The following is a 25,896-nucleotide window of genomic DNA, read 5'->3' as shown; positions in this document are numbered from 1 at the left end:
TTGTCCCCTTGTCCCCTTGTCCCCCAGTCCCCAGTCCCCAGTCCCCAACTTTGTTAAACCAAATTAGAGACTAAATTTACGACCAAACCTATGATGCTAGAAACATAGATAAAAGAGACGATCGCGTGAACTAAAGTAACGCGACGCATTACTACAGATGTAATTGAAATATCTGAGGTTTGATAGCACATGGCGATCGTAAATGAGTAGTAAAGAAAATCCCAGTAATCTGCCAATCCTGGATTAGGAAAATTTAACCCACCTTCATAATTTTTTGGGGCTGATTCTGCAAGGTAGATCTTCTCTGAAGTCAGTTTTTCTTGATAGTAAATCCGAGCATAGTGAAGGGCAAAATAGGTATGAAGAAACAACCAGGATAAAAAAATCGCCAGCAATGATAGCCCAATATGAATATTAGCAATTAGTGCTGGTCGATTGTGTGAATTGTTTGAAAGAAGAGCGATCGCAGCTAGGGTGATGGCGGAAAACAGTACAATAAAACCCAAGAGTGCTGCATTACTCGGTTCTTCATTTGCTGCCCGCTTCATGGTTGTTTGTGCGGTTGAAACTGTCATCATCAGGATAATCAACCCTAAATCAACCGAAACACCCACAACGTAAGCCGCAATCAGCTGAATATCCCGGTAATCAGAGGGTAAAGGTAATAGCCAGTAAGTTAAAAAAGCCTGAAGGGGCGACAACTAAAGCGCAAAGGTAGATTTGATAAGCTTTTCGGCTCTTCGACCTCGTTGATAATATGGCAATTTATGTGGGCTTAAAGACATTAATTGAGCAGTTTGTTGGGCAAAGAATGTTAAAGATTCAGTCCATTCATAGCCGTGAATACCAATATAAAAGTTGCTATGGCGACGGTGTTTCCTGCCTGGTTCTCTCACTCTACCTACATATTTAGCTACACCTTTATTGGTGATTTTTTCCCCAGACATAATGGCGCTACTGTAAGCCAAAGTAATCAAGATAATTAGAGAAATTAAGCGATTTCCAGTCACACCTGTTGATTCAAGATTATAACCGCCACTTTTATAATCACGAAACATTTCTTCAATACCAAAGCGTTTTTGATAAGCTGATAAAGCTTGCTTTAAATCTGGAAAATTAGTCAAGATAAACCAAGCTTCCTCAACTGACCATCCCCGGTATTTACGTTTCCATTTTCCCGCAATATTAGCTGGGTTAAATCCTTTATTTTTAGTGACTTTAACTCCTTTTAAATAAATAGAAACTCCCGGAGCTACACCCAATTCTTGTAGTTGAACCCAATTATCTGGAGTCAATTCAACATATTCATTTTTTCGTAAGCGCAGACAAAAGTACGTTTGTGATTGGCTTTGTAACCATTGGCCTAAGTCTACACCGCAAAATTCTCTATCACCTAAAACTACTTTTGTGTAATTCTCTAATAAGGGCAAGACTTTAGACAGTGTTGCTATCTGTTTTTCTACATTTGAATTCCCTAATTTTGGTAGAGCTTCAAAATATATAGGTATGGCTCTTTTCTGATAAATTAGACTCACTACTATTAAATTAACAACTCCCCATTGTGTCCGATCAATAGCCAGATATAATACTGACTTTGATGGAAAATTATTATTTAGCCAATAACTAAACAACGGCCACCAAATCCTTTCTATTGTTAGGTGCGGTAACGAGAGGAATCTTTGTAATTTTTTCCGACGGCTCTCAAATAGAATTTTTTGCGGAAATAGACTTGCTAATTCTTCTAACCTCACCCATCTTTGTTTTTGTAAAATTACAACTAAGATCAACAAAATTAAAAATTCGGCTTTTTTTAGTTGGGTTTTTAAGTGTTGGGTGTAAAATTCAGGTAATAAGTTCATTTTTTTCATTAGTTAGGTCTTGTTGAGAATAACAGACCTATCTTTTTTTGACAACTCTCTGTCAAACCCGCACGCAGTAAGGGTTTGACAGAGAGTTGTCACCCCTTCAGGCAATAGCAGCTAATGGTTCAATTCCAAAGAATACTGCTTCGATCGCTTCCATGATTTATCTTCACCTTAAATTTTTAGAACAACAGGCAGTCTACTGAACTCAAATAGAATTAATTAACTGATTTCGATCTCTTGAGGAACAGCCTCAGATCCGCCATTTTCGGCTGCTTTTTGTCTCGCTTTTTTCAGGTCGTTCTTCGCTTCTGTCATCAAATCTTGGACAGATTCTTGGGCTTCCGCAACCGCAGATTGAGCATTATCAAAAGCTTGAAAAGCTAATACCATTCCTTCTTTGGCTATAGAACGGGTGCTTTCTGCTAACTTACTACCCGTTGCAGAATCGATCGCCGCTACCACAGGCGCAGCTACCGCTACACCAACTCCGATCGCTGCCGCTGTTATCGGCTCTAATCCCAATAAGAGTGCTTCCCACTCCATTTGACCAACCTCCACAATCAGAATTCTCAAAAGTACATAAAGTAATGTAACCGATAACTCAATCAAACTCAATCATTATTCAAGGAATCCGATCTCAGGTTATGACCATAATTATCTATTAGACATCTCCAAAAAATAAACTCAAAGGCAGGCAGGATGCTTACCCCACAAAAGTTACTGGAGAGGTCTATTGCATCCGATCCTCAGAAAAAATTTTCCTGAATTTCTGCTGATGCTAACCGAAGCTTATCAGACAAAAGTGACAAACTTGTGCAAAATTATTGATATTAAATTGAGCGGGAAAAATCGAGAAAGTTTAATTTTTTTTGGTTGCCAAATGACTAAGTTTCTGATAGAATTTTTAATCAAAAATCAAACATACTAATCCTAGCAGATTTGTTAGGTTTGGGAATTTTTCTAGGTAATAAATAGATCGTAGACCGCTCAAAGTTGGTGAGTATTGTCTTGAAAAAGTAACAATGTAGAGATGTTATGTTGAACGTAGAATTTAAAGTAGTTCACAAAGTTTTTGGGAGAATCCGCTTAAAAATTCCAATGTTAAAGAGCAATCCTGACTACGGATGGCTGTTAGAGAAATTGGTGAAGTCGATCGAAATGGTGAAAGAGGTGAGGATTAATCCTTTAGCTTCTTCTTTAGTTGTGGAATACGATCGCCATGCAATTTCGGAAGCAGATTTGCAAGCTAAACTTGAGAGCGCGATTCACATTGCTAATCATCCAGTTTTGGCATTGCACCTCCAGCCATTTTTGGCTTATGAGGCGATCGATCTCAGTGAATATGAAGCGACTCAATTGACAGAAATTGAAGAATGGCTAGATAAACAAAAACCATTTGGAATTAAAGAATTGACGGGCTATGTTTTCCAGTTTCTCAAGAAAATAGTAAATTTTATCGTTCCTTCTTGGGTATTTAAAAAAATTGGTACAGCCTGTGAAGCAGCGACAAAAAACTGGCAGCATGATTGGCAGAAAATTAAACCCGAAGCGCAAGTAGAGGAATATACAAAGCTACGATATAGCAAATTGGAAGTTTGCGATCGTCTTTCAGAGCAAATCATCAATCATTCCCGAAAAGAAGCATTTGCGATCGGTAGTTTTGCCGCTTTGACAGAGTTAGGAAATGTGATTGTCGGAGAAGTGGGCGATAGTATAGAAACAATGACTTACGGGCTAAAAACCATTCACCGCATTGGATTGTGCTACGGCTATGCTCCAGAAAGTCCTCAAGAGCAAGCCTTTGTTTGGGGAATTTTTAATATAGCAACTGCTCAAACAGAACAAGAGTGGGAGGAAGCGAGAAGAACTCTACAAAGCCTGAGTTTGAATCTTGATAAAGTAAACTTGGAAGAAGGCACGGTAGAAGATTTGACGGAGAAAAAGGCTAATCGAGAACTAATTGATTCTGCGGTTAAAGGGGCTATTTACACGCTAACTCAAAGCACTGCTTCTCAACTAATTCCGCTCTATAGTTTTGTCGTGGATACATTGGGAGATATGAGACTGATTGAGGGAATTGCTAAAGCTGCTAAACGTGAATATCAATTGCGATGGTTGTTAGATAATCAAAAAATTAGCTTTTTCAGCATAGCTCCTTCAACTAATTAGAAAGCTTTCAAATGTGGCAATAAATCTCCCGTAAAACTTCCTGGCAAGGGGAGATTTATTGATTTAACAACCTAAATATTCTATAAAATTACATAATTGATTTAAGTTGATTATTCTAATATTGCATATTGCACCGTCAGCTAAACCTAAGATTATAAGATCCAAAAGTTACAAACTTGTGCAAATTAATGAGAAAAAATTAATTTATTCTAAAGTCGAGAGAGGTACCTATTTTATGTTGTCAAATCAACAGATATCTGATAAAGTTGCAGATAACCAAGTTGTAAATAATGAGGTAATTACAGAGGTAAAATTTAAAGTAATTCACAAAATTCCCGGACGTATCCGCCTGGAGATTCCCATACTGAAAAGTAATGATAACTACAGGTTGGCGTTAGAGAAATTGGTGGAGTCTGTGGAGGGAGTGAAAGGAGTAAGAATTAATCCGATCGCTAGTTCCATTGTCATCAATTACGATCGCCACACAATTTCGGAAGCAGATTTGGATTGCCAACTCGCCAAAGCAATCAAAGCTGTTAGTAAATCTCCTCTCACGTTGCAGCAAAAAGAAATTTTCAGTTATGAAGTAATTCAATTAACTGAATATGAATCAAAGCAATTCAAAGAGATTCTAGACTGGCTGGATGACAAGCCGTTCTGGTTGACGGAATTGCTGGGATATGTATTAGCTGCTACTAAGGAATTAATAAGTTTGATAATTCCCGATTCAGTATTTACCGAAATGGGTGTAGCCTCCGACAAAGCGACGGCAAACTGGCAGCAAGATTGGCAAGAACTCAAACGTAGAGCGTTAGTTGAAGATTATCATCAACTGCGTTCTGGTGATTTGGAAAAGTGCGATCGACTCGCAGAGCAAGTCACCAAGAGTGCGCTAGAGCAAGTTACAACTGAGGGAGGCATCACCGAAGTTGCAGAGATAGTCGGAGAAATAGTTAATGATGGGCTAACCCTGATATTAGGTTTGGTAACTATCCACCGGATTGGATTGTGCTACGGTTACGCCCCGGAAAATGTGCAAGAAAAAGCCTTTGCTTGGGGGGTGTTTAATGTTGGCATTGCTCAAACCGAGCGAGAACGACAGGAAGCTAGGAAAAAAATCCAAAACTTGCGGTTGGCATTAGACGAACGAAAGTTGGAAAAAGAAACTTTGGAAGATTCGATCGAGGATGATACAGATGACTTACTGATTGATTCAGCGATCGAGCAGGTGCTTACCGGGCTAACAGAGGAAACACAGGGAGATTTGATTCCAGTTTTGAGCATTTTCCTCAGTTTGTGGGCAGATGACAGTATGATTTCCGAAATCAGTACAGCAGCACAGCGAGAATATCAATTGCGTTGGTTACTAGACAATCAAAAAATTGCCTGTGTCAATACAGTAAATTAGGAGGCGGCTTAAGTGATTACAACTTTCTTACCCCAACCCAGTACCCACCTGAAGCGAGCGAAAGTCTTTCAGAAAGCTAGTTTAATTTTTAATCCCGTTTGTGGACAAGGGGATGCCAATCAAATTTTGGCAAATATTAAATCGCTTTTAGAACCGCACTTACAGCTAGATGTGCGCTTGACTACAAAAGAGGTGGGGGCGGATGTTTTGGCGAAAGAAGCGATCGCCCAAGGCGCAGAATTAATTATCGCTGCTGGTGGAGATGGTACAGTTTCCGCTGCTGCTACTGCGGTGGTAAACACAGGCATTCCTTTAGCAGTGATTCCTCGCGGTACGGCTAACGCTTTCGTGAATGGTTTAGGTTTACCGAATACGGTGGAAAAAGCTTGTATTGCTATTCTCCAGGGTGCAACTCGCACGATCGGAACAGTAGATTGTAATGGAAAATTGATGTTGCTGTTAGCGGGGATTGGCTTTGAGGCGGATACAGTGCAATCTGCCGATCGCCAACGCAAAAATCAGTTTGGCATCATGGCTTACATTTTCGCAGGTTTGGAACAATTGCAAAACTTGCGTAACTTTCAAGCTACTCTAGAAACAAATCGAGAAACAATTACAGTTCCAGCAGCAGCGATTACCGTTGCGAGTATTGCCCCACCAACTTCAATTTTGGCACAGGGATCGGGGGAAATGCGCCCCGATGACGGATTATTTGATATTACGATCGTCTCTCCTCCTACCGCTTTGGATGCTCTCACCACTGCAATGGAACTGCTGGAAAATGGACTAGTACACAGTAGCAGTGAAGACGCTCACATTGGATATTTGCGATCGAATAAAGTTACAATTACCACCGATCCACCGCAGCAAATCACTATTGATGGCGAAATGTTTGGTACTACTCCAGTAACTTTTGAGGTATTACCTCAAAGTTTAAAAGTAGTGACGGATTACAATCGAGCGATCGCCCAACAGCAAAAATTAGTCGGACTCTCAGGTGTAAATATAGTAGAAAAACAAAATGCTTCTCTCAAAGAGGTAGTTCTTGATTATTTCTTACCTATCAATCCGTTAGAGGTGCTGTTAGAGGAATTTTTCCAGCTTGTGCAAGCAGCGATTAATCTTTGGCACAAGTTGACATCTGCGATTAAACATTCTGCGATTGCTGTTTGGGAGTGGGGAAAACAAATTTTTTATGAGTTGATTTGGGAGATCGATCGACTAATTAAATCTTTAGCAAATCCCCAACCGGAGAAAGAAAAAAATCTCGCTTCTTCAATTAGCATTGCTCACAAAACCAACGGACGCATTCGGCTAAAAATTCCCCGCTTATCTTTTGATTCTAATTATGCTGAAAAGTTGCGCTCAAAACTACAAACTTTAGTTGGTATTCAAGAAATTCATATTAATCAGCTAGCAGCTTCGATCGCCATTAATTTCGATCGCGATCGACCTATCTCAGAAGTAGAGCCACAAATTCTATCCACAGTTGCTCAAATTGCCTAAAAGCAAAATGTAAGGGCGGGTTTTCGCCCCTACAAACAACTCAAAACTTAATTAACTATGTCTCACAAATCTCACAATTCAGAGTCTGACAAAGACAAATCTCACAATCCGTTTGATGACCTATTTCATCACTTACACCATACTGTCGATCGAACAGTCCAACAAGCTAATGACTTAGCTACTCAAGCCTCCAACACAGTCCAAGATATTAGTAAACAAGCCGTGGACGGTGTGAATGCTGTAGTCAGCGATCCCAATCAGCTGGTAAAACAGACTGTAGACGGTGTAAATGCTGTAGTCAGCGATCCCAATCAGCTGGTAAACCAAGCATCGGAACAACTGAAGCAAGCAACCGATCTAGCTGCAAAACAAGCGTCGGAACAACTGAAGATAGTAGCCGATTTAACCGCAGATCAACTTAACCAAGTATCTGAGCATCCCACCAAACTGGTTGATATGGGGGCGGGAATGGCTGGAGGCATGGCAGGCGGGGCTGTAGGCGAGGTGATTGGAGGTACGATCGGTGCAGTGGGAGGCCCAGTAGGTGTAATTATCGGTGCGGAAGCGGGTGGATTAGTAGGGCAAGTAATTGCTACACAGCAATCTAGTCATCTTTCCCATCATCTTTTACATCCTGGGGAAAAAGAAACAGGTATCACTGAAGAAGAATTTACAGAAGCATTGCAAAAAAAAGGTGCAGAACACATTGGCGAATCATTGGGGGAAACTGCTGGTGTCTTTGTAGATCAAACTGCGCTCTCTGGGTTGGGTGGTGGTATAGGTAAGGCGATCGGAGGTAATTTAGGCAAGTTAGCTGGAGACATTGCCTTCAAACAAGATGGTAGTCATCATCAGGATACTACTTCAACTCAGGACTCGAATCTTAGTAAGGGCAATTCATGAATTGCTCTTACTTTCTTGCTGTCCCCTTTCATACTGTCGGAACTTTATTCTTTGCTAATCGTTGAAACGTGCATCTCGCCTAGCGGGTAGCACTAAGTATTCATAGAAATTCGGAACTCTTAATATCAAATTCGGGTTAGTTACCCTCGTATCTTTTGGCGATCGAAAAGGACTAAAGAATAACAGGGGTATTGAAGCGGATTTGGTATAAATCCTAATTTTCAAACTAGAGGCATTGACTGTATGAAGATTACTGAATTAGAAGAACAGAACCTTCAGAATTCCAAAAAAACCTTGCAAGAATATATAGATGAAACTCCACCCCGCCCATTAAGCGATATGCAATGGCGGTTGTGGGGAGTAGCTGCAATGGGCAAATTTTTTGAAGGGGCGGTGGTATTTACTACGGGTGTGGCTCTGCCCTTGATTGAAAAGCAGTATAATTTACCTGCCACTTTGAAAGGAACTGTGGCTGCGGCTACTTTGTTCGGTATTTTGGTTGGTGCTTCTTTATTTGGGAATATAGCCGATCGCTTGGGCAGAAAGTTCGTCTTCGTTCTAGAATCAGCCCTGTTTACAGTATTTATCGGCTTGGCGGCTCTGTCATGGAACATTCCGGCTTTAATTTTCTTCCTGTTTTGTGTGGGGATGTCTCTGGGTTCAGATTATCCCACCGCACACATAATGATTTCCGAAGCAATGCCGAGCAGCTTTCGAGGGCGGATGGTACTTGCGGCATTTAGCTTTCAGGCTCTCGGCTCTCTAGGCGGAGTGTTAGTCGGTTTGCTGATGCTCAACATTTATCCTGAAGTGGGAGCATGGCGCTGGATGTATGCTATTTGGGTGATTCCGTCATTAATTGTCTTGCTGATTCGGACTACGTTGCCGGAAAGCGCTCTCTGGCTGTTGTCTCGCGATCGCATTGAAGACGCACACCGCAGCGCCGATAAGCTGTTAAGACGTTCGGTAGAAATTGCCCCTCCACCACCAAAAGAACAAGCTCCGCAACGAAATTTCGGCGATCTCTTTTCGCCAAGATACATCAGAGCCACAATTTTAGCTGCTGTACCTTGGTTATTGCAAGACCTTTCTACTTACGGAATTGGCATTTTTACCCCGTCAATTTTGGCAACTTTGTTTACTAAAACCGAACCGAATTTTATTCTGCGCGATTTAGCTGCGACAAAGGGATCGGGAACGATCGATCTACTTTTAGTATTAGGTTTTGCTGCCTCTGTTCCGCTGGTTGATTGGGTAGGACGTATTCCTTTACAAATTATTGGGTTTATTGGTTGTGCGGCGGGGTTGGCGATCGCTTCTCTTAGTGCTGGAGTTCCCGCAGGTGATGAGAGAACCATCCTAGTTTTTGTTGGTTTTATGTTATTTAATTTCATGACTAATTTAGGCCCAAATGCCATGACTTATGTAATAGCTGGGGAAATTTTTCCCACTGAAATTCGGGGTGCTGGTGCTGGTTTTGCCGCCTCTTTCGCCAAAATTGGGGCTGTTTCCACAGCGTTTTTCTTCCCCATTCTTCGCAAGAATATCGGTACTTCTAATCTCTTACACATCCTAGTTTTTACTTCTTTGTTAGGAGCATTGGTTACTTTCCTATTTCGCATTGAACCAAAAGGCAAAAGTTTGGAAACATTGGGTAACGGTAAACCAACTTTTAATGCCCGCTAGAAATAGTTATGAGTTCTAAGTTATGAGTTTTGAGTTAATTAATAACTTAAAACTCATAACTTAGAACTTAAAATTAACGAAAGTTTTCAGTTATCACCTTTAGGACTTACACAAAGGAAATTTAATATTAATCTAAAAATCAAACATCATACTTCTACCAAAGGAATGAAAGTAGCTTTAAATAATCTATAAATTGGAATACAAATAGTACAAAAAACTCGATGTAACGCAGAAATCCTCCCTAAGATTGATAGCACTCAGTAATAAATTTTACCTGCACCATTAGAAAAAATTCCCTTTCCTAAAATGTACGTTGCTGGAGAATTTAAGATACATTATAGGTACGTTGTTGCGCTTCAGCGCTCTTACTAACATTTATTCTCGACGTTCTTGATAATCTTCGGAAGAAGTTGGGTCTAATTCCCAGCGGCGATCGTCCCTTTCATCTAAAATTTCAGTAGTGCGGAGGAAAGCGCGATCGTCCATTTCCAAACCCACAGCAGCACCCAATTCCTCAACAATACTCTGATCGGGAGTAGCAACAGTTCCACCTACAGCTTCTTCACCTTCACTATCAGCTAATTCCCACGCAGCATCCACATCACCACCACTTAATTCGGGACTAGTCGAAGTGTATTGTTTCTCCTCATCCCGCAGTCTGCGCGTACCAATATTATATCCCGGCTCTGGCTTAATTCCAGTTCCGTAAGACTCGGTGATTTCTTGCGGTAAATCAGAAATTACTTCTTCGTTATTGTTTAGGTTCTTATCTGTTTTGTCAGCCATAATACACGCTCCTTCTATTTTTCTAGGTTAGTTTCTTGCGCCAAAAATTATGTCTGACTTTAGAGCGAAACCGATCTATCTCTTTTGAATGACGAGAACTCAGAGCGAAAATACATAACCTAGTAAGAGATCCGACGAGAGATTGCAACTTTTGTTGAGATAAAAAACATCTGAGGATGCCATGAAACGTGATGAATTTGTTAAGCACGTTCAAAGTGTTGCCCAGCTTGGTTCTCGTGAAGAAGCAGAACTTGCTGTTCGTGCTACTTTAGAAACTTTAAAAGAACGTATTGTTGGCGATGAAGCTAAAGATTTAGCTTCTCAATTACCAGCAGAAATTGGCGAGTATTTACGTGGTAGAGAAGGAGAAAATGGGCAAGCCTTTTCTCTACAAGAATTTTATCAAAAGGTTGCCGAAAAAGAAAGTGTAGATCCAGTGACAGCTGCTACTCATGCGCGTGCTGTTTTCTCAGTTTTAAATACTGCCGTTACACCTGGGGAATTTGCAGATATTCGCGCTAATCTTTCGCCGGATTATTTGGACTTATTACCTTCAGCTAACCCCAGTTCACAAGTAGTTTCTGGAAGTTGAATTGAACAAATTTTACCAACACTTTGAGGAAATAAAATGGCACATCAAAACAATCACAATAATAGACGAGTGGCAATTTTAATTGAAACCGGAGTGGAAGATTCCGAGTTTCAAATACCTTATAAAGCTCTACAAATGGCAGGATTTGATGTAGTTGTTCTCGGTTCTCGGATGAACAGCACATATCTAGGAAAGCAAGGTAAACTTTCCCAGAAACCTGATGCCACAACTACTGAATCTCGCCCGGAAGAATTTGATGCAGTAATTATTCCTGGGGGAATGGCTCCTGATACAATGCGGACTAATCCAAATACGGTAAAATTTGTCAAGGATGCAATGGCGCAAGGAAAATTAATTGCTGCTGTTTGTCACGGGCCTCAAGTATTAATTGAAGGTGATTTACTGAAAGGTAAAAATGCCACTGGCTATCGGGCAATTCGCAAGGATATGATTAACGCTGGTGCTAATTACATTGATGAACCATTGGTAGTTGATGGCAATTTAATTACTTCCAGAAGACCGGGAGATTTAGCAATTTTCACCACCGCAATTTTAAGCCGTTTAGGTTATGGTGGTAAAGAAGTAGATCTGCCTAATGAAAGTGATATTACTGCTGAATGGTGGAAACTTGCTGATGCTTGGGGTGGTTCTACAAAAGGCGAGATTGTTAAAGCTTTGAATACATCTTTAGCAGGCGAGCGTTATTCTCATGAAGAGTTTCAAAAGTATGCAGAAAGAAGCTCAGATCCAGAATTGCGATCGCTCCTAGAAGAAATAGTTGCTAACAAAGCCAGCCACATTCAAATGCTCGAAGCACGCCTGAATGCACTAGGCGAAAAACCCTCTTTACCAGCACAAGCAGCTGATACTTACGCCAAAATAAAAACTGGCTTACAAGGAAGCGACGATACGTTTATGTTGCGTACTGCTTTAGGTGATATGCAGACAGCAGTTGTGGATACATATCAACTGAGTTCTCAATTTACTGATCCAGTTTCAACTGCATTGTTTTTGGAAATTGAAGAAGATTTAGCCAAATACGAACGACGGTTAGCAGACCTTTATAAAGCACGTTTTGCTGGAGAAATTGCACCAGCTGCTAAACCTTCAACAAATCCTGCTGTAGGTGTTTAATTTGCATTTGTACCAAGAGGCAGAGCCTCTATTTTCTCGTTCCCAGGTTGAACCTGGGAACAAGTTGTGGGAGGTTCTACCTCCCTTGGTGCCAGAACTGAAAATTTAGTCCTTTGTTTAGGTGAAAAGATGGAAAGACGTTTAGAAGGAAAAGTTGCCATTGTTACTGGTGCAGCAACAGGAATTGGCGAGGCAATTGCTCACAAATTCGCCAAAGAAGGTGCGAAAGTTGTAGTTAATGGACTACTCAGCGATCCAGTAGCGGAAGTAGTAACAGCAATAAAAAAATATGGGGGTCAAGCTGTTGCTTATGCCGGAGATATTTCCGAGGAAAATCATGCTCAAGCTTGCGTTCATACAGCAATTACTGAGTTTGGAAACCTCCACATTTTAATTAATAATGCTGGTGTTTTCCTGACAACATCGGAAATGCAACATTATCCGGTAGAAGACTTCGATCGCACCATCAGAATGAATATTCGTTCCGCATTTCTGATGACTAAATACGCTTTACCACACTTACAAAGAACCAGAGGAAACGTCATTTCCGCAGGTTCGGAAGCAGGTTTCAATGGTTTAGCTCAAAACGCTCCTTATGGCGGAACAAAAGGCTGGATGCACTCTTTTATGAAAGGAGTTGCTGTGGAACAAGCTCAATATGGAATTCGGGCAAATTGTGTTTGTCCGGGTGCAATTGATACAGCTTGGACACACAAAGAAACCGGGCCAATGGATGCCAAAATGGAGGAAACTTTAATTAAAGGAACGCCAATGGCGCGACGGGGAACACCGGAAGAAATTGCCAATGTTTATGCTTTTTTAGCATCTGATGAAGCCAGTTATGTGACAGGTGCATTGTGGTTAGTTGATGGCGGTGTAACTGTTGCTAAAGGCGCAGTTGGTCAAGATACACCAAACAATTTGCGAGAAGAACCTCAAGGTGAGTTGCGCTTAGATCATTCGTTAGAAGGATTAAAAAACAAAGAGACTCACGCTATCAAGAAATAAGCTAGCGGGGAGGGAAGTATGACACCATTTCGCGATCGCACAGAAGCAGGTCAATTATTAGCCAAAAACCTAACAAAATACGCTAATCGTTCAGAGGTTTTGGTATTAGCATTACCGCGTGGAGGAGTTCCCGTTGCTTTTGAAGTAGCCAAAGCTTTAAATGTACCATTGGACGTATTTATAGTGAGAAAATTGGGAGTTCCTAACCATAGAGAATTGGCGATGGGAGCGATCGCAACTGGTGGTGTCTGCTTCTTGGATGAAGAAACTATCAGAGCATTTGATGTTTCCCCAGAAGCGATCGATCTGATAATGGAACATGAAAAAAAAGAGTTAGAAAGGCGGGAAAAACTGTACCGTAGAAATCAACCGGAAGTTAATTTTCGCGATCGCACAATCATTTTAGTAGACGATGGTTTAGCCACTGGTGCTACGATGCGGGTGGCTGTAATGGCGCTAAAACCTCACGAACCAAAGTCTATTATAGTGGCAGTTCCTGTTGCTGCTACAGAAAGTTTTTCTCAGTTTGGCGCAGAAGTAAACGAAGTGGTAAGTGTAATTTTACCCGAAAGACTTTGGGCGATCGGACATTGGTATAACAACTTTTCCCAAACAACAGATCGAGAAGTTTGTTCACTATTGGAACAGGCAAACTGTCAACTTTCAGCAACTTAATTACTTAGGAGTAAGTGAGTAATGAAAACCTTCAATTTCCGCAAATTAATCGTACTTTGCGTTGCCACATTTACACTATTTTTAGGCCAAGTTTTAAATTCTGGAAACTTGCTATTAGCGCAATCAAGTTCTATCACTCCAGAAGGCGACTATTATCAAGTTGCACCAGAATATGCAGGCAAAGGCCCAGTTGATTCTGTCAAAGAAACAGTAAAAAACGCTACAGAAAATATAGTAGAAAAACTGAATTTAAATGAACCGCTACCTCCAGAAACGAAAAAGTTTTTAAATCAAGTAGAGGATTCGGTTGGTAACACTGCAAAACCAATTACAGGAAATGAAGAAGGATATTTTGACAAAGAAAATACCCAAATTAGACGCTAGTTAACTAAATAAAACTTGTTAGTCCTTTCAATTCAGGAGATTAAATTAATGAAAGCTGTTTGCTGGCATGGTGCCAATGATGTCCGGGTGGAAACCGTACCCGATCCCAAAATTATTAACCCTCGTGATGCCATTATTAAAATTACTTCAACGGCGATTTGTGGCTCAGATTTACACATTTATGACGGCTTCATTCCCACGATGGAAAAAGGCGACATTTTGGGGCATGAGTTCATGGGAGAAGTAGTTGAATTAGGCAGCGAAGTTAAAAATGTAAAAATTGGCGATCGCGTAGTCGTTCCCTTCACCATTTCTTGTGGCAACTGCTTTTTTTGCAACCGCGATCTATGGTCACTTTGCGACAATTCTAACCCGAATGCTTGGATGGCTGAAAAAATGATGGGTCATTCACCATCGGGATTATTTGGTTACTCCCATTTATTCGGCGGATATGCAGGCGGACAAGCAGAATATGCCCGCGTTCCCTTTGCCGATGTCGGGTTATTTAAAATACCTGAAGGACTAACAGACGAACAAGTTTTATTCCTCACAGATATCTTTCCAACTGGTTATATGGCAGCCGAAAATTGCCGAATAGAACCGGGCGATACTGTAGCAGTTTGGGGTTGTGGCCCTGTGGGACAATTTGCCATTAAAAGTGCTTATTTGTTGGGGGCCGATCGGGTAATTGCGATCGACAGAATCCCCGAACGATTACAAATGGCAAAAGAACAAGGAAACGCCGAAATCATTAATTACGAAGAAGTCGATGCAGGCGAAGCATTAAAAGAAATGACAGGCGGAAGAGGGCCTGATGCTTGCCTCGATGCCGTAGGAATGGAAGCACATGGAACCGGGTTAGATGCCCTCTACGATAAAGCCAAACAAGCAGTACGTTTAGAAACAGATAGACCCACCGCATTAAGACAAGTAATTGTCGCTTGTCGCAAAGGTGGAAGAGTATCTTTAGCAGGTGTTTATGGCGGCTTTTTAGACAAAATTCCGATGGGTGCAGCCTTCAACAAAGGCTTATCTTTTAAGATGGGACAAACTCATGTTCATCGCTACTTAAAACCGTTATTGGAACATATCCAAAACGGCAAAATAGACCCGTCTTTTGTGATTACCCACAAGATGAATATAGAAGACGCACCCAAAGGCTACGAAATCTTTAAGCACAAAAAAGACAACTGCATCAAAGTGGTTTTAAAACCGTAAATTAGTCAAGCAAACAACAAATTAGGAGGTTATATGCTACTCAAAAGTAAAGAAACTGGTACTCTGATTCAAATTCATGATACTGAATCTCTGATTAATCCTAATCAGCATGAAATCAGCGGCAAGATCAAGCCGGACAAGAAGAACAAAATACTACCACTTACAGCAAAGAAGAATTAGTTTTCCCATCCGGTGAAAGTCTCCCCCGTTGTTGGCTAGATGCCAATTACACAAAAGCCTAATTGTAGGGTGCGTTAGTAATCCACCGTATCTCGTATATCTTGTTAGAGCTCGTTCCCAGGTTCTACCTGGGAATGCTCTTACAGAGGCTCTGCCTCTTGGTATTTCGATCTTCACTAACGCATCATTCCACCCTATTTAGATCTAACAGTAGGGGAGGTAGAACCTCCCGGCGTTCATTCCCAGGTAGAACCTGGGAACGAGAAGTACGAGAAGTAATACCAACTTTCAAAGGTACAAAACTATGCCCGATACAAGTGTTAAAAAAGTAGATTCTGCCTATTCTCCTAAAGGTGAAATGGGGCAAAAATATCTCGCTTCTGGAAAAAGTCTTGCCATGCGCCTTTGGGAAGATGAACAACCAAGTGATGCTAAACCAGAAGCACAAAGAGAGTATGAAACAGTCGGTTACGTGATTAAAGGTCGTGCAGAATTACACATTGAAGGACAAATGGTTTTGCTAGAGCCTGGTAGTTCTTGGGTAGTTCCTAAAGGCGCATTTCATACTTACAAAATTCTCGAATCATTCACAGCAGTAGAAGCAACTTCTCCTCCTGCACAGGTTCACGGACGCGATGAGTAATGATGACTGAAGTCATCACAACGAACTTTTGGACTAGATATTATGGGTGATGTTTTTCACCCTTTTTTTGTCTATTAAAAATACATTTTGTGCCTATATAAATAGATATAAATAAAACTTAAGTTTTGTATAACTTCAGGATGAAGAGCAGAAATAATTAAACAGCTATTTATTAAGTAAGGTTAACATTCAAGGAATCGCAAAAAAACGTGGTTGAGGACAGTTTATCAAAGAATGTTTGCTGAAATGAAACCACGCAATCTTAGGAGTTTTTCATGTTTTTTCATCAGAAAAAATTGCAATATTACAAAAGACCTGAACAACCTGATGCAGTTTACGCAAAGAAAATTCAAGAACTAATTGGCGGTACATTTGGCGAAATGACCGTGATGATGCAATACTTATTTCAAGGTTGGAATTGTCGCGGGCCTGTTAAGTACCGGGATATGCTTTTAGATGTCGGTACTGAAGAGATTGGGCATATTGAAATGTTAGCTACATTGATTGCCCATTTGTTAGATAAAGCGCCTGTTTCTGAACAAGAAGAGGGAGCAAAAGATCCGATTATTGGTGCAGTAATGGGCGGATCAAATCCCAGAGAAATGATTATGAATAGCATGAATCCGCAACACGCGATCGTCTCTGGTCTAGGTGCTACTCCTAGCGATAGTGTTGGCTATCCTTGGAATGGTCGTTTTATTGTCGCCAGCGGCAATTTATTAGCAGATTTTCGTTCCAATCTTCATGCAGAATCTCAAGGTCGTTTGCAAGCAGTTCGGATGTATGAAATGTCAAACGATCCTGGTGTAAAAGATACTTTGAGTTTTATGATTGCCCGCGATACCATGCACCAAAACTTGTGGTTAGCGGCAATTGAAGAGTTAGAAAAAGACAATTTGGAAACAACTCCTGTGCCGAGTTCTTTCCCATTAGAATTGGAAAAAAGAGAATTTGCCTATCAATTCTGGAATCATTCTGATGGTACGCAAAGTGCTGAAGGACGTTGGGCAAAAGGTAAATCAATGGATGGTAAAGGCGAGTTTGAATATATCGCTAATCCTGAAGGTTTAAGTGCAGAACCAGAACCGCCAATGCCAGATCCTAAATTACATGGTACTCCGAAAGGTCGTTAAGTAAAACACTCAGAGCCCCGACTTCGTGAAGAAGTCAGGGATCTGGGTTCTATCCAATCACAAACTGGAATTTTGTACTTTTCGGTTCGTTTGTCATGGCTTTTGGGTGAAACCATACACGCCAATCATACTGTGTATTGCTCGAAGGAAGAATCTCCTTCTTGTTTCTGCCCTCAGCCTTCTGCCTTATCCTAGAATAAAGTCACTGGTAATCTAGTGAGCATTACACCTGATCGATAGGCAAAGGGAGTCCCGATGAAGCGCAAGAATCCAAAAGTCCTCGCCTTGATACTGCAAAGCAGTGTCGTCCTTTCTACTTTACTGTTTTCCCTTGGTCTTGCAAGCGCCCAAACTACTGCACCTACAAGCCCAGCAATTAACACTCTGGAACGACAAGAACTCAGACGTTTAAGAGAAGAAAGGCGCATTCAACAACAAGTTCAAGCGGAGGCAAATCTTGCTTTCAGTCGGACGACTACGTTATTTAATATTTTGTTGGCTATTTTAGGGTTACTTTTGACTGCTTCTTTGGTGGCAATTTTCCTGTTGCGGCGATCGGTATTGCGAGAGGTGGGAGTTGTTGTTAAAGAACATCTTAATGGATTAAAAGATTTAGAATTAAAATTGGCTAGTGCTAATCAAGAAGTACAAAATATTCAGTTGGTAGCAGCGGATTTAGAGAAAAAGCTGAACGAACAAGTAGATGAGTTTCAAGAGGAAATTGACGATCGCTACGAGGATGTATCGCAAATTTCTGGGGAGTTTTCGCAGTCGAAAAAACAAGCTTTAAAGGAATTGGAAACGCAACTTAAAGATGCTCAATTAGCTTTGGCGGAGGTAAGTAATGAGTTTAAGTTGCATTTGGTGGAATTGCGATCGGACGCACAACACCAAAGAATTTCAGCTGTTGAAAGTTTGGAAAGATTAGCTGGGGAATTGACTCCGCATTTAGAAAGGGTGAAAGCTGCTACCGAAGAACAAGGTAAGGAAATAATTCATAATTTGGAAAAATCCCAAGCAGATTTTGGTTCGCAGTTAAATATCTTGCTGGCAGATATTCAGAAACAACGGAATTTAATGACGCAGAATTTGCAAAAGTTGAGTGCTGAGTTTGCGCCGTTGGTTTCGCAATTGCAAACAGAGGTTAAAGCTCAAAAAGATACGACAATTCAACATTTGAAACAGGCGGAAACAGATTTTGATATTAAGTTAACTGCGCTGCATTCGGATACGGAAAGGCAACGCGATCGCATTCTCCAAACCCTGCAACAATTAGAAGCAGAATTTTCTCCCCAACTTTTGGCAATTCAAGCTAATACTGAGCAAAAAGCCAAGGAACTGCATAATTCAACTATGCAGAAGATGGAGAAATTAAGCGGGGAAATGACCAAGGAATTGAATGATTCTAAATCTCAGATTCTTGGGAGAATGAGTGAAAGTCTTCAAAGGTTACAGGCTTTAGAAAAAGACTTTACTACACAAGTGGAAGGTTGGCGATCGGGAATTTCCGCCAGCAAGGAACAAACCTTGCAAAGTCTGCAAGGTTTGGATACAGAAGTGAGAAACCAATTAACTAAGTTACAGTCAGGAATTGCCAGCAAACAAGCAGAAACTCAACAAGTTTTATCTCAATTGAATGGCGAAATTAAAAACCAAATAACTCAATTACAAGCGGAAATTCAAAAACAACAAAGTGCTAGTCAATCTAATTTGCAAAAGTTAGAAGCAACAATTAAAAATCAATTGGCGCAACTGGAAACAGCAGTTAAACAACAACAAGAGGCAAGTCAAAATCGTTTGGAAGAATTAGCCAGAGAAGCGGCAAATTTTGTGTCTCAATTCCAGGCGGAAATTCAAGCGAGAAAAGAGCAGGTAATTCAAAGTTTGGGAGAATCACAACATTCTGTGTCGCATAAATTGAGCGAAATTGAATCAGATGCAATAACACAAAAAGCACATATTCTGCAAAGATTGGCTGATACTTCTTCAGATGCGATCGCACAAACACTAATCCCTGAAACTCATTACCAACTACAAACTTTAAACGAACAAATCCAAAAATTGCAAGCTAATCATCCTGACTTGTTCTTATCACCAGATGATTACTTGAATCAAGGTAATGTGTTGTTTGCAGAAGGTGAATATCACGAAGCTATTGCAAAATACGATCGCGCCATAGAATACAAAACTGATAACACGCAAGCTTGGTATCAGAAAGGTTTAGCTTATTGGGAATTGAAGAAATACGAACAGGCGATCGCTTCTTTTGATAAAGTACTGGATATTAATCCCGAAGATACCGAAAGTTTGTATCATCGCGGTTTAGCATTGAAGGAATTAAAACGCTTTGAACCTGCATTAGCGATCTTTAATAAAGTCACCCAACTGCAAGAAAATAATTACAAAGCTTGGTTACAAAAAGGGATGGTTTTAGGCAAGCTGAAACGCCATGAAGATGCGATCGTAGCTTACGATAAAGCCATTGAGATTAAACCAGATTATCATGAAGCTTGGGTCGATCGGGGAGTCGCTTTAGGAACTTTGCAACAACACGAAGAAGCTTTTAAATCCTTCGAGCAAGCTACCACGTTACAACCCGATGATGCCGTAGCTTGGATAAATCAAGGTTTAGCTTTAGGAGTTTTGGAAAGATACGAAGATGCAATTTCTGCTTTTGAAAAAGCCATTGAACTAAATCCCGAATCTCATAAAGCTTGGAATTACAAAGGTGAAATATTGGTTAAATTAGAGCGAAATGAAGAAGCAATAGAAAGCTTCGATCACGCTACCCAAATTGAGCCAAAATATGCACCAGCTTATTACAACAAAGCCACCTGTTTTGCACTCCAAGAACAGGTAAAATTAGCCATTGAAAACCTAGAACAAGCGATTAGAATTAATCCCAAATATCGCCAAGAAGCAGCAAGCGATCGCGACTTTCAAGCAATATCAGAGGACGATCGTTTCTGGCAATTAGTAGAAGGATAATTCCCGTAGGGTGCGTTAGCACCAGCCTAACGCACCGCCAATTCTCATAGATTGTGTATAGCCTGTTTTGTGTTCCCTTTCAATCAAAATATAAGGAGAAATCTTATGCAGATAGCACTTCAGCAGATTGTAGTTTCTCCAGGAAAACAATTACTGTTAAAAAATGTTAGTTGGCAGCAATTTCAAGACATATTAGCCAGTTTAGGAGAAAGTCGCAATTCTAGAATTGCTTATAGCCAAGGAATGTTAGAAATTATGGTGCCTCTACCAGAACATGAAGATGATAAAGTAATTATTAGTGATTTAGTTAAGGCAATTTTAGAAGAAATAGATATTGAATTTAGAAGTTTAGGCTCAACAACTTTTGAAAATGAACAAATGCTTGCCGCACTGGAACCAGATGATTGTTTTTATATCCAAAATGAGGCAGCAGTTAGAGGCAAAAAGCGGTTAGATTTAAAGGTAGATCCGCCTCCAGATTTAGCAATAGAAATTGATATTACATCGAAAACTAAATTGACGAGTTACCAAAATTTAAGAGTTCCTGAACTGTGGCGTTATAACGGACAAAAGCTAGAAATCAATCTCTTACAATCAGGTAAGTACGTTCAATCAAATCAAAGTTTAAATTTTCCTAATTTGCCAATTACTGAGGCAATTCCTGAATATCTAGAACGCAGCAAAGTTATCGGCAGAAATGCCACAATGAAGTTATTTAGAGCTTGGTTGAAAACACAATTGAACAGGATTGATTAAGGAGCAATATTTATGGTTCAAGAACTAATAGATTTAAGAGCCAGTATTTTAGCAGGGAGGTATGAAGAGGCTTTAACGCTCATAGACGAATTAGAAGCAATGGGTAAACAAGCCATTATTCGGAATATTGAAAGTTTTTTAGTTAGGTTGATGATTCACTTGATTAAAAATCAAATTGAACAACGGCTTACTAATTCTTGGGCTAATTCCATATCTGATTCGATCGTGCAAATTAAAAAACTAAACCTTAAAGACAATAAAACTTCTTATTATATTAACTCAGATGAATGGCAATCTTATTTAGAAGCAGCGATTAAGTTAGCGATTCGTCCAGCGAGTTTAGAAATTTTCAATGGACAGCTAAAAGCCAAACAAATTTCCGATCGATTAGATTTACCGCAGCTTATTACAACAGCAAAAACTATGTTGGATTTGACTTATACTTATGCAGCTGAAGATTTACCAGATCAAATTGATGTAATTTTAGCTGAGTTACCAGGCGGTGAAGATTGGCTAACATAGAAATCTGAACCGAGAGTTTGTTGTACTGAAGGCCAAAAATGGCTCGGTCATAGGTTTTGGCTCCTCACCATTTTACGCTTCGGGAAACAACCCTGGCCCCAATCCCTACACTCTTCTATAAGCTGAGATATTGTATATTTTCTTGTCGTTGTGTCAAGATTTTAGTATGTTTCAGTATTTATACTTTGTGATACATGACAGCATTAGCAGATAGTACTTCCTTTCACTTACGGTTAGTGAATTACCCTTCCTTAAAGGTAGTAGCACTGGGGGATAGTTTAGTTTATGGATTCGGTGATTATGAAGGTGGAGGATGGGTAGAACGACTCAGACGGCAGTGGATGATGCCACCGAATCCGGGTCATGTTTTGTATAATCTGGGAGTGCGGGGCGATCGCACTCAGCAAGTTGCCCAACGTTTAGAAGATGAGTTTCGCAATCGGGGAGAACTGCGAAATCGTGTCCCAGATTTAATCATTCTTTCGGTAGGAGTGAATGATTCTGCGAGATTAGCTAGACCTAACGGCAGGAATTACACAGAATTTACGAATTTTGAAGTGGAAATGAGTGCTTTGCTCGATCGCGCCCAACAATTATGTCCAGTTTTATTTGTGGGCATGGTGCCAGTTAACGAAGAAAAAATGCCATTTTTAGAATGTTTTTACTATAACTTAGGCGATCAATATCGTTACAAAGAAGCAACTAAACAAGCTTGTCAGGCGCGAGAGATTCCCTATTTAGATATTTTCGATCTGTGGATGGGACGTAGTACACAATGGATGCGATCGCGCCTGACTGAAGATGGACTTCACCCCAATGTTTTGGGATATCAAAGTTTATTAGAAGATGTCTTCAACTGGGAAGCAATACAGAAACTAATGTCTGCTAAAATAATCACAATCTAAACTCTCTTTTGTCGAAACTTTAGTTACTGGATTGACACCTGCGGCGCGTTGACAAAGAAGTTTTACTTCATAGCGATCGATAATCGCATCAGTAAAGTCAGCGCCAGTAATATCTGCATCCTTAAAACTGGTATCAACCATGATTGCTGCTGTGAAAATAGCGTTTTTCAAATTTGCTTTATTAAGGACTACGCTATCAACTAAAGCCCCAGCTAAACTAGCACCTTCTAAATTAGCTTCTAGCATAATTCCCTGAGTCATAATCGCCAAATTCAGATTAGAATTTTGGAAATTAATTCCCTTCATTTTCGCCGCTGCAAACACCGCACCCTCTAAATCTGTATTAGAAAAATCGCGGTATTCCAACTTAGTTTTAGCGTAATTAACGGTTTTTTCTTGGGCTACAGCTACCGGAGTTGCACTCAACATTACCCAAAGGCAAGCCAAAATTAATGTTAAAATTGCTGTCAACAAACGTAGCCAAATTGATTTAATTATTGTGGGGAAAGGTAATACCATAGCGCGTTGCTCATAACTTTACTCAACACATTAATGTTCGCACAACATTTGCCTATATTCATCAATTAAAATTCTACAAGAGGCGATCGCAAGGTGAGCACATGACTACCACCATTCAAACACCAGTACCACAACTGGCAATTACTTGGCCTTTATTACCAGACGATTTTATTTTACCTGATGACCCAGTGGAAAACACCGACCAGCCATTACTGGCAGCAGCATTGCGTCAGCCATTAACGCCATTCCCGGAACTTTGCCAAGATGCACTAATAGTTTCTAATTTTGCCTTATGTGCGGCGATCGATGAAAGAATCATTTGTAAAGCGCCAGATTGGATGTACGTGCGCCCTGTAGAACCTTGGCGCAAAACTCCACCCCGTCGCAGTTACACACCGCACACCGAAGGAACTATTCCCCAAGTAGTAATGGAGTTTCTCTCAGCTACCTACGGCGAAGAATACTCTGTAGAATCTACAGAAAACATTGGCAAATGGTTCTTTTACGAACGAGTCATCCAAGTTCCTCGCTATATAATTTTCCGTCCAAACACCGGACGCATCGAGGTTTATGGTTTAGAGTCGGGACATTATAAACCCCAAGAACCCGATGAATCTGGGCGTTATTTAATTCCCAGATTAGACTTATTTTTGGGAGTTTGGGAAGGCACTCACGAAGACAGAACCGGATTTTGGTTAAGGTGGTGGGATGCCCAAGGAAATCTCTTACTATGGTCAGAAGAACAGACAGAAGCCGAACGCCAACGGGCAGAAGCCGAAAGTCAACGGGCAGAAGCCGAACGCCAACGGGCAGAAGCCGAACGCCAACGGGCAGAAGCCGAACGCCAACGGGCAGAAGCCGAACGCCAACGGGCAGAAGAAGCACAAGCTTTGTTAGCACAGGAAAGGGAAAGAGCCCAATCCTTACTCGCTAAACTGCGGGAAATGGGCATCGACCCTGAACAATGACAATAGTTACGTTGTTGCGCTTCAGCGCCTTCTTTAGCGCTGAAGCGCAACAACGTACTAGAAAGTCTTAACTTTCTAAAGAGAGATGAATTTACTCAATAGCTTTGATTTGCTGAGGGAGTAGGAATACTCAAGATACAACTTTGACGATGAATTATTTAGTGGCAGTTTTGTCCGATCGCATCCAGGTAGAACAAGCATATACTGAACTGGAGAAACAAGGAATCCCAACCCAACAAGTAAACATTTTGGGTAATGGTTACAAAAGTGCTGATGAGTATGGCTTAATTAATCCAAATCAAAAAGCACGTCAAGGTGCAACTAAACTCGCTGTTTGGCTAATACCCTTTGGATTTGTTGCCGGATACGTTTTTAATCTTTTAACAGGGATTAGCATTTTTTCCACATTAAATGCCTTCAGTAATCATCTGATTGGGGGGCTTTTGGGTGCTGCTTCTGGGGCTTTGGGTGCTTACTTTGTTGGTGGTGGCGTTGGTTTAACGGTGGGTAGTGGAGATGCTTTGGCATATCGAAATCGCTTGAATGCTGGCAAGTATTTAATTATTGTCCAAGGTACGGAAGAATTAACTCGTCAAGCAACTCGTGTGTTGCGTCAGTTTGAACCGGAAAATATTCAAGGATACGCAGAACTAAAAGGTGTTTAAGGAGAAGAAATCATGCGTTTAAATTTAATGTTGTTGTGGGTAACTCTGTCTTTTGTGTTAGTTGGAACCATTATGTTGTTACTTCAACCACAAATAGACTTTCATTAATGATAAAACAAAGAAATTTCTAGTTTGATTTTCCCCCTTGCTCTAAGAACCCCCCTGCTCCCCTGCTTTAGTTTAGTCTTTTCTTAAGATCGATTAAAAAGAATTTTGTCTTGGCTCTAAGAGTTCACTGTCATGAGATCCTAGAATATGGTCTCATGGTCATTAAGAGTTGGAAGACAATGGAACAAAATCGGAAGTCAACTGTTGTAATTACAGGTGCCTCTTCTGGAGTTGGCTTGTATGCTGCTAAGGCATTAGCGAAGCGGGGATGGCACGTAGTTATGGCTTGTCGGGATTTGGCGAAAGCGGAAGCAGCTGCCAAAAGTGTGGGGATGTCGCCGGATAGCTACAGTTTAATGCAAATCGATCTGGGTTCCCTGGACAGTGTTCGCCAATTTGTGAAAAACTTCCGGGTAAGCGGTCGATCGCTAGATGCTTTGGTGTGCAATGCTGCAATTTATATGCCTTTATTAAAAGAGCCATTGCGAAGCCCAGAAGGTTACGAGTTAACCATGACTACTAATCACTTGGGTCATTTTCTGCTCTGTAATATGATGCTAGAAGATCTGAAAAAGTCACCTGCACCAGATAAAAGAATGGTGATTTTAGGCACTGTAACTCATAACCCAGATGAGTTGGGCGGGAAGATTCCCCCACGTCCCGATCTAGGAAATTTTGAGGGTTTTGTAGAGGGATTTAAAGATCCGATCAGCATGGTTGATGGGAAGAAGTTTGAACCTGTGAAGGCTTATAAAGATAGTAAAGTTTGCAATGTGCTGACTATGCGAGAATTGCATCGCCGCTATCATGATTCAACGGGGATTACTTTCACTTCTTTATATCCCGGATGTGTGGCTGATACGCCGCTGTTCCGTAACCATTATCCGTTGTTCCAAAAACTTTTCCCTTGGTTCCAAAAGAATATTACCGGAGGTTATGTTTCTCAAGATTTGGCTGGCGAAAGAGTTGCTATGGTAGTCGCCGATCCTGAGTATAAACAATCTGGTGCTTATTGGAGTTGGGGAAATCGACAAAAGAAAAATGGTAAGTCTTTTGTGCAGAAGGTTTCTCCCCAAGCGCGTGATGATGAAAAGGCTGAAAAGATGTGGATTTTCAGTCAAAAGTTGGTGGGTTCGCTGAGTTAATTAACTAACTATAATTAAGTCTGTTGTGAC

The 25,896-nt window shown here is 40.7% G+C and carries 25 protein-coding genes and 1 pseudogene; 21 read left to right on the top strand and 5 right to left on the bottom strand.

Going from position 1 to position 25,896, the window contains the following annotated elements; all coding sequences use genetic code 11:
- Window positions 1–53 precede the first annotated feature (53 nt).
- The 3 genes from ACE1CA_RS05655 to ACE1CA_RS05645 form a co-directional block, all read right to left on the bottom strand.
- Window positions 54–701, bottom strand: a complete 648-nt coding sequence (locus tag ACE1CA_RS05655) for a DUF1345 domain-containing protein (protein WP_486517669.1) — start codon at window positions 699–701, stop codon at window positions 54–56.
- The gene (locus ACE1CA_RS05650) at window positions 702–1,859 is read right to left on the bottom strand and encodes an IS4 family transposase (RefSeq protein WP_413280415.1); all 1,158 of its coding nucleotides are present in this window, start codon (window positions 1,857–1,859) and stop codon (window positions 702–704) included.
- Between the two features lie 225 nt (window positions 1,860–2,084).
- Entirely contained in the window at window positions 2,085–2,408 is a 324-nt protein-coding gene (locus tag ACE1CA_RS05645; protein WP_486517668.1) for a DUF5132 domain-containing protein, read from the bottom strand.
- Between the two features lie 492 nt (window positions 2,409–2,900).
- Between ACE1CA_RS05645 and ACE1CA_RS05640 the strand changes: the two genes are divergently transcribed.
- The 5 genes from ACE1CA_RS05640 to ACE1CA_RS05620 all read left to right on the top strand — a co-directional run bounded on the left by ACE1CA_RS05640 (window position 2,901) and on the right by ACE1CA_RS05620 (window position 9,537).
- Window positions 2,901–4,034, top strand: a complete 1,134-nt coding sequence (locus tag ACE1CA_RS05640) for an EcsC family protein (protein WP_413278520.1) — start codon at window positions 2,901–2,903, stop codon at window positions 4,032–4,034.
- 235 nt (window positions 4,035–4,269) lie between these two features.
- Window positions 4,270–5,442 (top strand): EcsC family protein, encoded by a 1,173-nt coding sequence (locus tag ACE1CA_RS05635; protein ID WP_413278521.1) that lies wholly within the window; start codon window positions 4,270–4,272, stop codon window positions 5,440–5,442.
- Between the two features lie 12 nt (window positions 5,443–5,454).
- Entirely contained in the window at window positions 5,455–6,948 is a 1,494-nt protein-coding gene (locus ACE1CA_RS05630) for a YegS/Rv2252/BmrU family lipid kinase (RefSeq protein ID WP_413278522.1), read from the top strand.
- Window positions 6,949–7,005: 57 nt separating this feature from the next.
- Window positions 7,006–7,851, top strand: a complete 846-nt coding sequence (locus ACE1CA_RS05625) for a hypothetical protein (protein WP_413278523.1) — start codon at window positions 7,006–7,008, stop codon at window positions 7,849–7,851.
- Between the two features lie 243 nt (window positions 7,852–8,094).
- Window positions 8,095–9,537: an MFS transporter gene (locus tag ACE1CA_RS05620; RefSeq protein WP_413278524.1), complete on the top strand. Its 1,443-nt coding sequence runs from the start codon at window positions 8,095–8,097 to the stop codon at window positions 9,535–9,537.
- A 375-nt stretch (window positions 9,538–9,912) separates the two neighbouring features.
- Here ACE1CA_RS05620 and ACE1CA_RS05615 read toward each other — a convergent pair whose 3' ends face one another.
- On the bottom strand, window positions 9,913–10,323 hold the full coding sequence (locus ACE1CA_RS05615) for a DUF6335 family protein (RefSeq protein ID WP_413278525.1): 411 nt from the start codon (window positions 10,321–10,323) through the stop codon (window positions 9,913–9,915).
- A gap of 181 nt (window positions 10,324–10,504) precedes the next feature.
- On the opposite strand from ACE1CA_RS05615, the gene ACE1CA_RS05610 reads away from it, so the two are divergent.
- From ACE1CA_RS05610 to ACE1CA_RS05550, 13 genes and pseudogenes are all read left to right on the top strand, one after another.
- Window positions 10,505–10,915 carry a DUF2267 domain-containing protein gene (locus ACE1CA_RS05610; RefSeq protein WP_413278526.1) on the top strand — a complete coding sequence of 137 codons (411 nt, stop codon included), beginning with the start codon at window positions 10,505–10,507 and terminating at the stop codon, window positions 10,913–10,915.
- Window positions 10,916–10,951: 36 nt separating this feature from the next.
- Window positions 10,952–12,049: a DJ-1/PfpI/YhbO family deglycase/protease gene (locus ACE1CA_RS05605; RefSeq protein ID WP_413278527.1), complete on the top strand. Its 1,098-nt coding sequence runs from the start codon at window positions 10,952–10,954 to the stop codon at window positions 12,047–12,049.
- A gap of 129 nt (window positions 12,050–12,178) precedes the next feature.
- Complete coding sequence (locus ACE1CA_RS05600; RefSeq protein ID WP_459563628.1) at window positions 12,179–13,057, top strand: SDR family NAD(P)-dependent oxidoreductase; 879 nt, start codon at window positions 12,179–12,181, stop codon at window positions 13,055–13,057.
- Window positions 13,058–13,075: 18 nt separating this feature from the next.
- Window positions 13,076–13,732: a phosphoribosyltransferase gene (locus tag ACE1CA_RS05595; RefSeq protein ID WP_413278529.1), complete on the top strand. Its 657-nt coding sequence runs from the start codon at window positions 13,076–13,078 to the stop codon at window positions 13,730–13,732.
- Between the two features lie 21 nt (window positions 13,733–13,753).
- Window positions 13,754–14,116 carry a hypothetical protein gene (locus ACE1CA_RS05590; RefSeq protein WP_413278530.1) on the top strand — a complete coding sequence of 121 codons (363 nt, stop codon included), beginning with the start codon at window positions 13,754–13,756 and terminating at the stop codon, window positions 14,114–14,116.
- A 48-nt stretch (window positions 14,117–14,164) separates the two neighbouring features.
- Window positions 14,165–15,334, top strand: a complete 1,170-nt coding sequence (locus ACE1CA_RS05585) for a zinc-dependent alcohol dehydrogenase (RefSeq protein ID WP_413278531.1) — start codon at window positions 14,165–14,167, stop codon at window positions 15,332–15,334.
- A gap of 33 nt (window positions 15,335–15,367) precedes the next feature.
- Window positions 15,368–15,576: pseudogene (locus ACE1CA_RS05580) on the top strand (acetyltransferase).
- Window positions 15,577–15,818: 242 nt separating this feature from the next.
- Entirely contained in the window at window positions 15,819–16,157 is a 339-nt protein-coding gene (locus tag ACE1CA_RS05575; RefSeq protein WP_413278533.1) for a cupin domain-containing protein, read from the top strand.
- Window positions 16,158–16,432: 275 nt separating this feature from the next.
- Complete coding sequence (locus tag ACE1CA_RS05570) at window positions 16,433–17,290, top strand: manganese catalase family protein (protein ID WP_413262742.1); 858 nt, start codon at window positions 16,433–16,435, stop codon at window positions 17,288–17,290.
- Between the two features lie 255 nt (window positions 17,291–17,545).
- Window positions 17,546–20,278, top strand: coding sequence for a tetratricopeptide repeat protein (locus ACE1CA_RS05565; protein ID WP_413278534.1), 2,733 nt, complete (start codon window positions 17,546–17,548; stop codon window positions 20,276–20,278).
- A 105-nt stretch (window positions 20,279–20,383) separates the two neighbouring features.
- A complete protein-coding gene (locus ACE1CA_RS05560; RefSeq protein WP_413278535.1) occupies window positions 20,384–21,034 on the top strand; it encodes a Uma2 family endonuclease in 651 nt (216 codons plus the stop codon).
- Between the two features lie 12 nt (window positions 21,035–21,046).
- A complete protein-coding gene (locus tag ACE1CA_RS05555; protein ID WP_413278536.1) occupies window positions 21,047–21,556 on the top strand; it encodes a DUF29 family protein in 510 nt (169 codons plus the stop codon).
- A gap of 194 nt (window positions 21,557–21,750) precedes the next feature.
- Window positions 21,751–22,461 carry a GDSL-type esterase/lipase family protein gene (locus tag ACE1CA_RS05550; protein ID WP_413278537.1) on the top strand — a complete coding sequence of 237 codons (711 nt, stop codon included), beginning with the start codon at window positions 21,751–21,753 and terminating at the stop codon, window positions 22,459–22,461.
- On the opposite strand, the gene ACE1CA_RS05545 is transcribed toward ACE1CA_RS05550, so the two are convergent.
- Window positions 22,432–22,980, bottom strand: coding sequence for a pentapeptide repeat-containing protein (locus ACE1CA_RS05545; protein WP_413278538.1), 549 nt, complete (start codon window positions 22,978–22,980; stop codon window positions 22,432–22,434). The genes ACE1CA_RS05550 and ACE1CA_RS05545 overlap by 30 nt on opposite strands.
- A 101-nt stretch (window positions 22,981–23,081) precedes the next feature.
- On the opposite strand from ACE1CA_RS05545, the gene ACE1CA_RS05540 reads away from it, so the two are divergent.
- The 3 genes from ACE1CA_RS05540 to ACE1CA_RS05530 all read left to right on the top strand — a co-directional run bounded on the left by ACE1CA_RS05540 (window position 23,082) and on the right by ACE1CA_RS05530 (window position 25,866).
- The gene (locus tag ACE1CA_RS05540; RefSeq protein ID WP_486517667.1) at window positions 23,082–23,948 is read left to right on the top strand and encodes a Uma2 family endonuclease; all 867 of its coding nucleotides are present in this window, start codon (window positions 23,082–23,084) and stop codon (window positions 23,946–23,948) included.
- A 149-nt stretch (window positions 23,949–24,097) separates the two neighbouring features.
- Complete coding sequence (locus ACE1CA_RS05535) at window positions 24,098–24,613, top strand: hypothetical protein (protein ID WP_413277269.1); 516 nt, start codon at window positions 24,098–24,100, stop codon at window positions 24,611–24,613.
- 287 nt (window positions 24,614–24,900) lie between these two features.
- Entirely contained in the window at window positions 24,901–25,866 is a 966-nt protein-coding gene (locus ACE1CA_RS05530; RefSeq protein ID WP_413277270.1) for a protochlorophyllide reductase, read from the top strand.
- The last annotated feature ends 30 nt before the right edge of the window (window positions 25,867–25,896 follow it).

The sequence above is a fragment of the Floridaenema evergladense BLCC-F167 genome, assembly GCF_041929205.2.
GTDB lineage: Bacteria > Cyanobacteriota > Cyanobacteriia > Cyanobacteriales > Aerosakkonemataceae > Floridanema > Floridanema evergladense.
The sequence above is the reverse complement of the archived record's forward strand: the minus strand, read 5'-3'. Positions and strand labels throughout refer to the sequence as shown.

Coding starts and splice junctions, on each gene's coding strand:
- ACE1CA_RS05650 (WP_413280415.1), bottom strand. CDS start 1,859: ATGAACTTATTACCTGAATTTTACACCCAACACTTAAAAACCCAACTA.
- ACE1CA_RS05645 (WP_486517668.1), bottom strand. CDS start 2,408: ATGGAGTGGGAAGCACTCTTATTGGGATTAGAGCCGATAACAGCGGCA.
- ACE1CA_RS05640 (WP_413278520.1), top strand. CDS start 2,901: ATGTTGAACGTAGAATTTAAAGTAGTTCACAAAGTTTTTGGGAGAATC.
- ACE1CA_RS05635 (WP_413278521.1), top strand. CDS start 4,270: ATGTTGTCAAATCAACAGATATCTGATAAAGTTGCAGATAACCAAGTT.
- ACE1CA_RS05625 (WP_413278523.1), top strand. CDS start 7,006: ATGTCTCACAAATCTCACAATTCAGAGTCTGACAAAGACAAATCTCAC.
- ACE1CA_RS05620 (WP_413278524.1), top strand. CDS start 8,095: ATGAAGATTACTGAATTAGAAGAACAGAACCTTCAGAATTCCAAAAAA.
- ACE1CA_RS05615 (WP_413278525.1), bottom strand. CDS start 10,323: ATGGCTGACAAAACAGATAAGAACCTAAACAATAACGAAGAAGTAATT.
- ACE1CA_RS05610 (WP_413278526.1), top strand. CDS start 10,505: ATGAAACGTGATGAATTTGTTAAGCACGTTCAAAGTGTTGCCCAGCTT.
- ACE1CA_RS05605 (WP_413278527.1), top strand. CDS start 10,952: ATGGCACATCAAAACAATCACAATAATAGACGAGTGGCAATTTTAATT.
- ACE1CA_RS05600 (WP_459563628.1), top strand. CDS start 12,179: ATGGAAAGACGTTTAGAAGGAAAAGTTGCCATTGTTACTGGTGCAGCA.
- ACE1CA_RS05595 (WP_413278529.1), top strand. CDS start 13,076: ATGACACCATTTCGCGATCGCACAGAAGCAGGTCAATTATTAGCCAAA.
- ACE1CA_RS05590 (WP_413278530.1), top strand. CDS start 13,754: ATGAAAACCTTCAATTTCCGCAAATTAATCGTACTTTGCGTTGCCACA.
- ACE1CA_RS05585 (WP_413278531.1), top strand. CDS start 14,165: ATGAAAGCTGTTTGCTGGCATGGTGCCAATGATGTCCGGGTGGAAACC.
- ACE1CA_RS05575 (WP_413278533.1), top strand. CDS start 15,819: ATGCCCGATACAAGTGTTAAAAAAGTAGATTCTGCCTATTCTCCTAAA.
- ACE1CA_RS05570 (WP_413262742.1), top strand. CDS start 16,433: ATGTTTTTTCATCAGAAAAAATTGCAATATTACAAAAGACCTGAACAA.
- ACE1CA_RS05565 (WP_413278534.1), top strand. CDS start 17,546: ATGAAGCGCAAGAATCCAAAAGTCCTCGCCTTGATACTGCAAAGCAGT.
- ACE1CA_RS05560 (WP_413278535.1), top strand. CDS start 20,384: ATGCAGATAGCACTTCAGCAGATTGTAGTTTCTCCAGGAAAACAATTA.
- ACE1CA_RS05555 (WP_413278536.1), top strand. CDS start 21,047: ATGGTTCAAGAACTAATAGATTTAAGAGCCAGTATTTTAGCAGGGAGG.
- ACE1CA_RS05550 (WP_413278537.1), top strand. CDS start 21,751: ATGACAGCATTAGCAGATAGTACTTCCTTTCACTTACGGTTAGTGAAT.
- ACE1CA_RS05545 (WP_413278538.1), bottom strand. CDS start 22,980: ATGGTATTACCTTTCCCCACAATAATTAAATCAATTTGGCTACGTTTG.
- ACE1CA_RS05540 (WP_486517667.1), top strand. CDS start 23,082: ATGACTACCACCATTCAAACACCAGTACCACAACTGGCAATTACTTGG.
- ACE1CA_RS05535 (WP_413277269.1), top strand. CDS start 24,098: ATGAATTATTTAGTGGCAGTTTTGTCCGATCGCATCCAGGTAGAACAA.
- ACE1CA_RS05530 (WP_413277270.1), top strand. CDS start 24,901: ATGGAACAAAATCGGAAGTCAACTGTTGTAATTACAGGTGCCTCTTCT.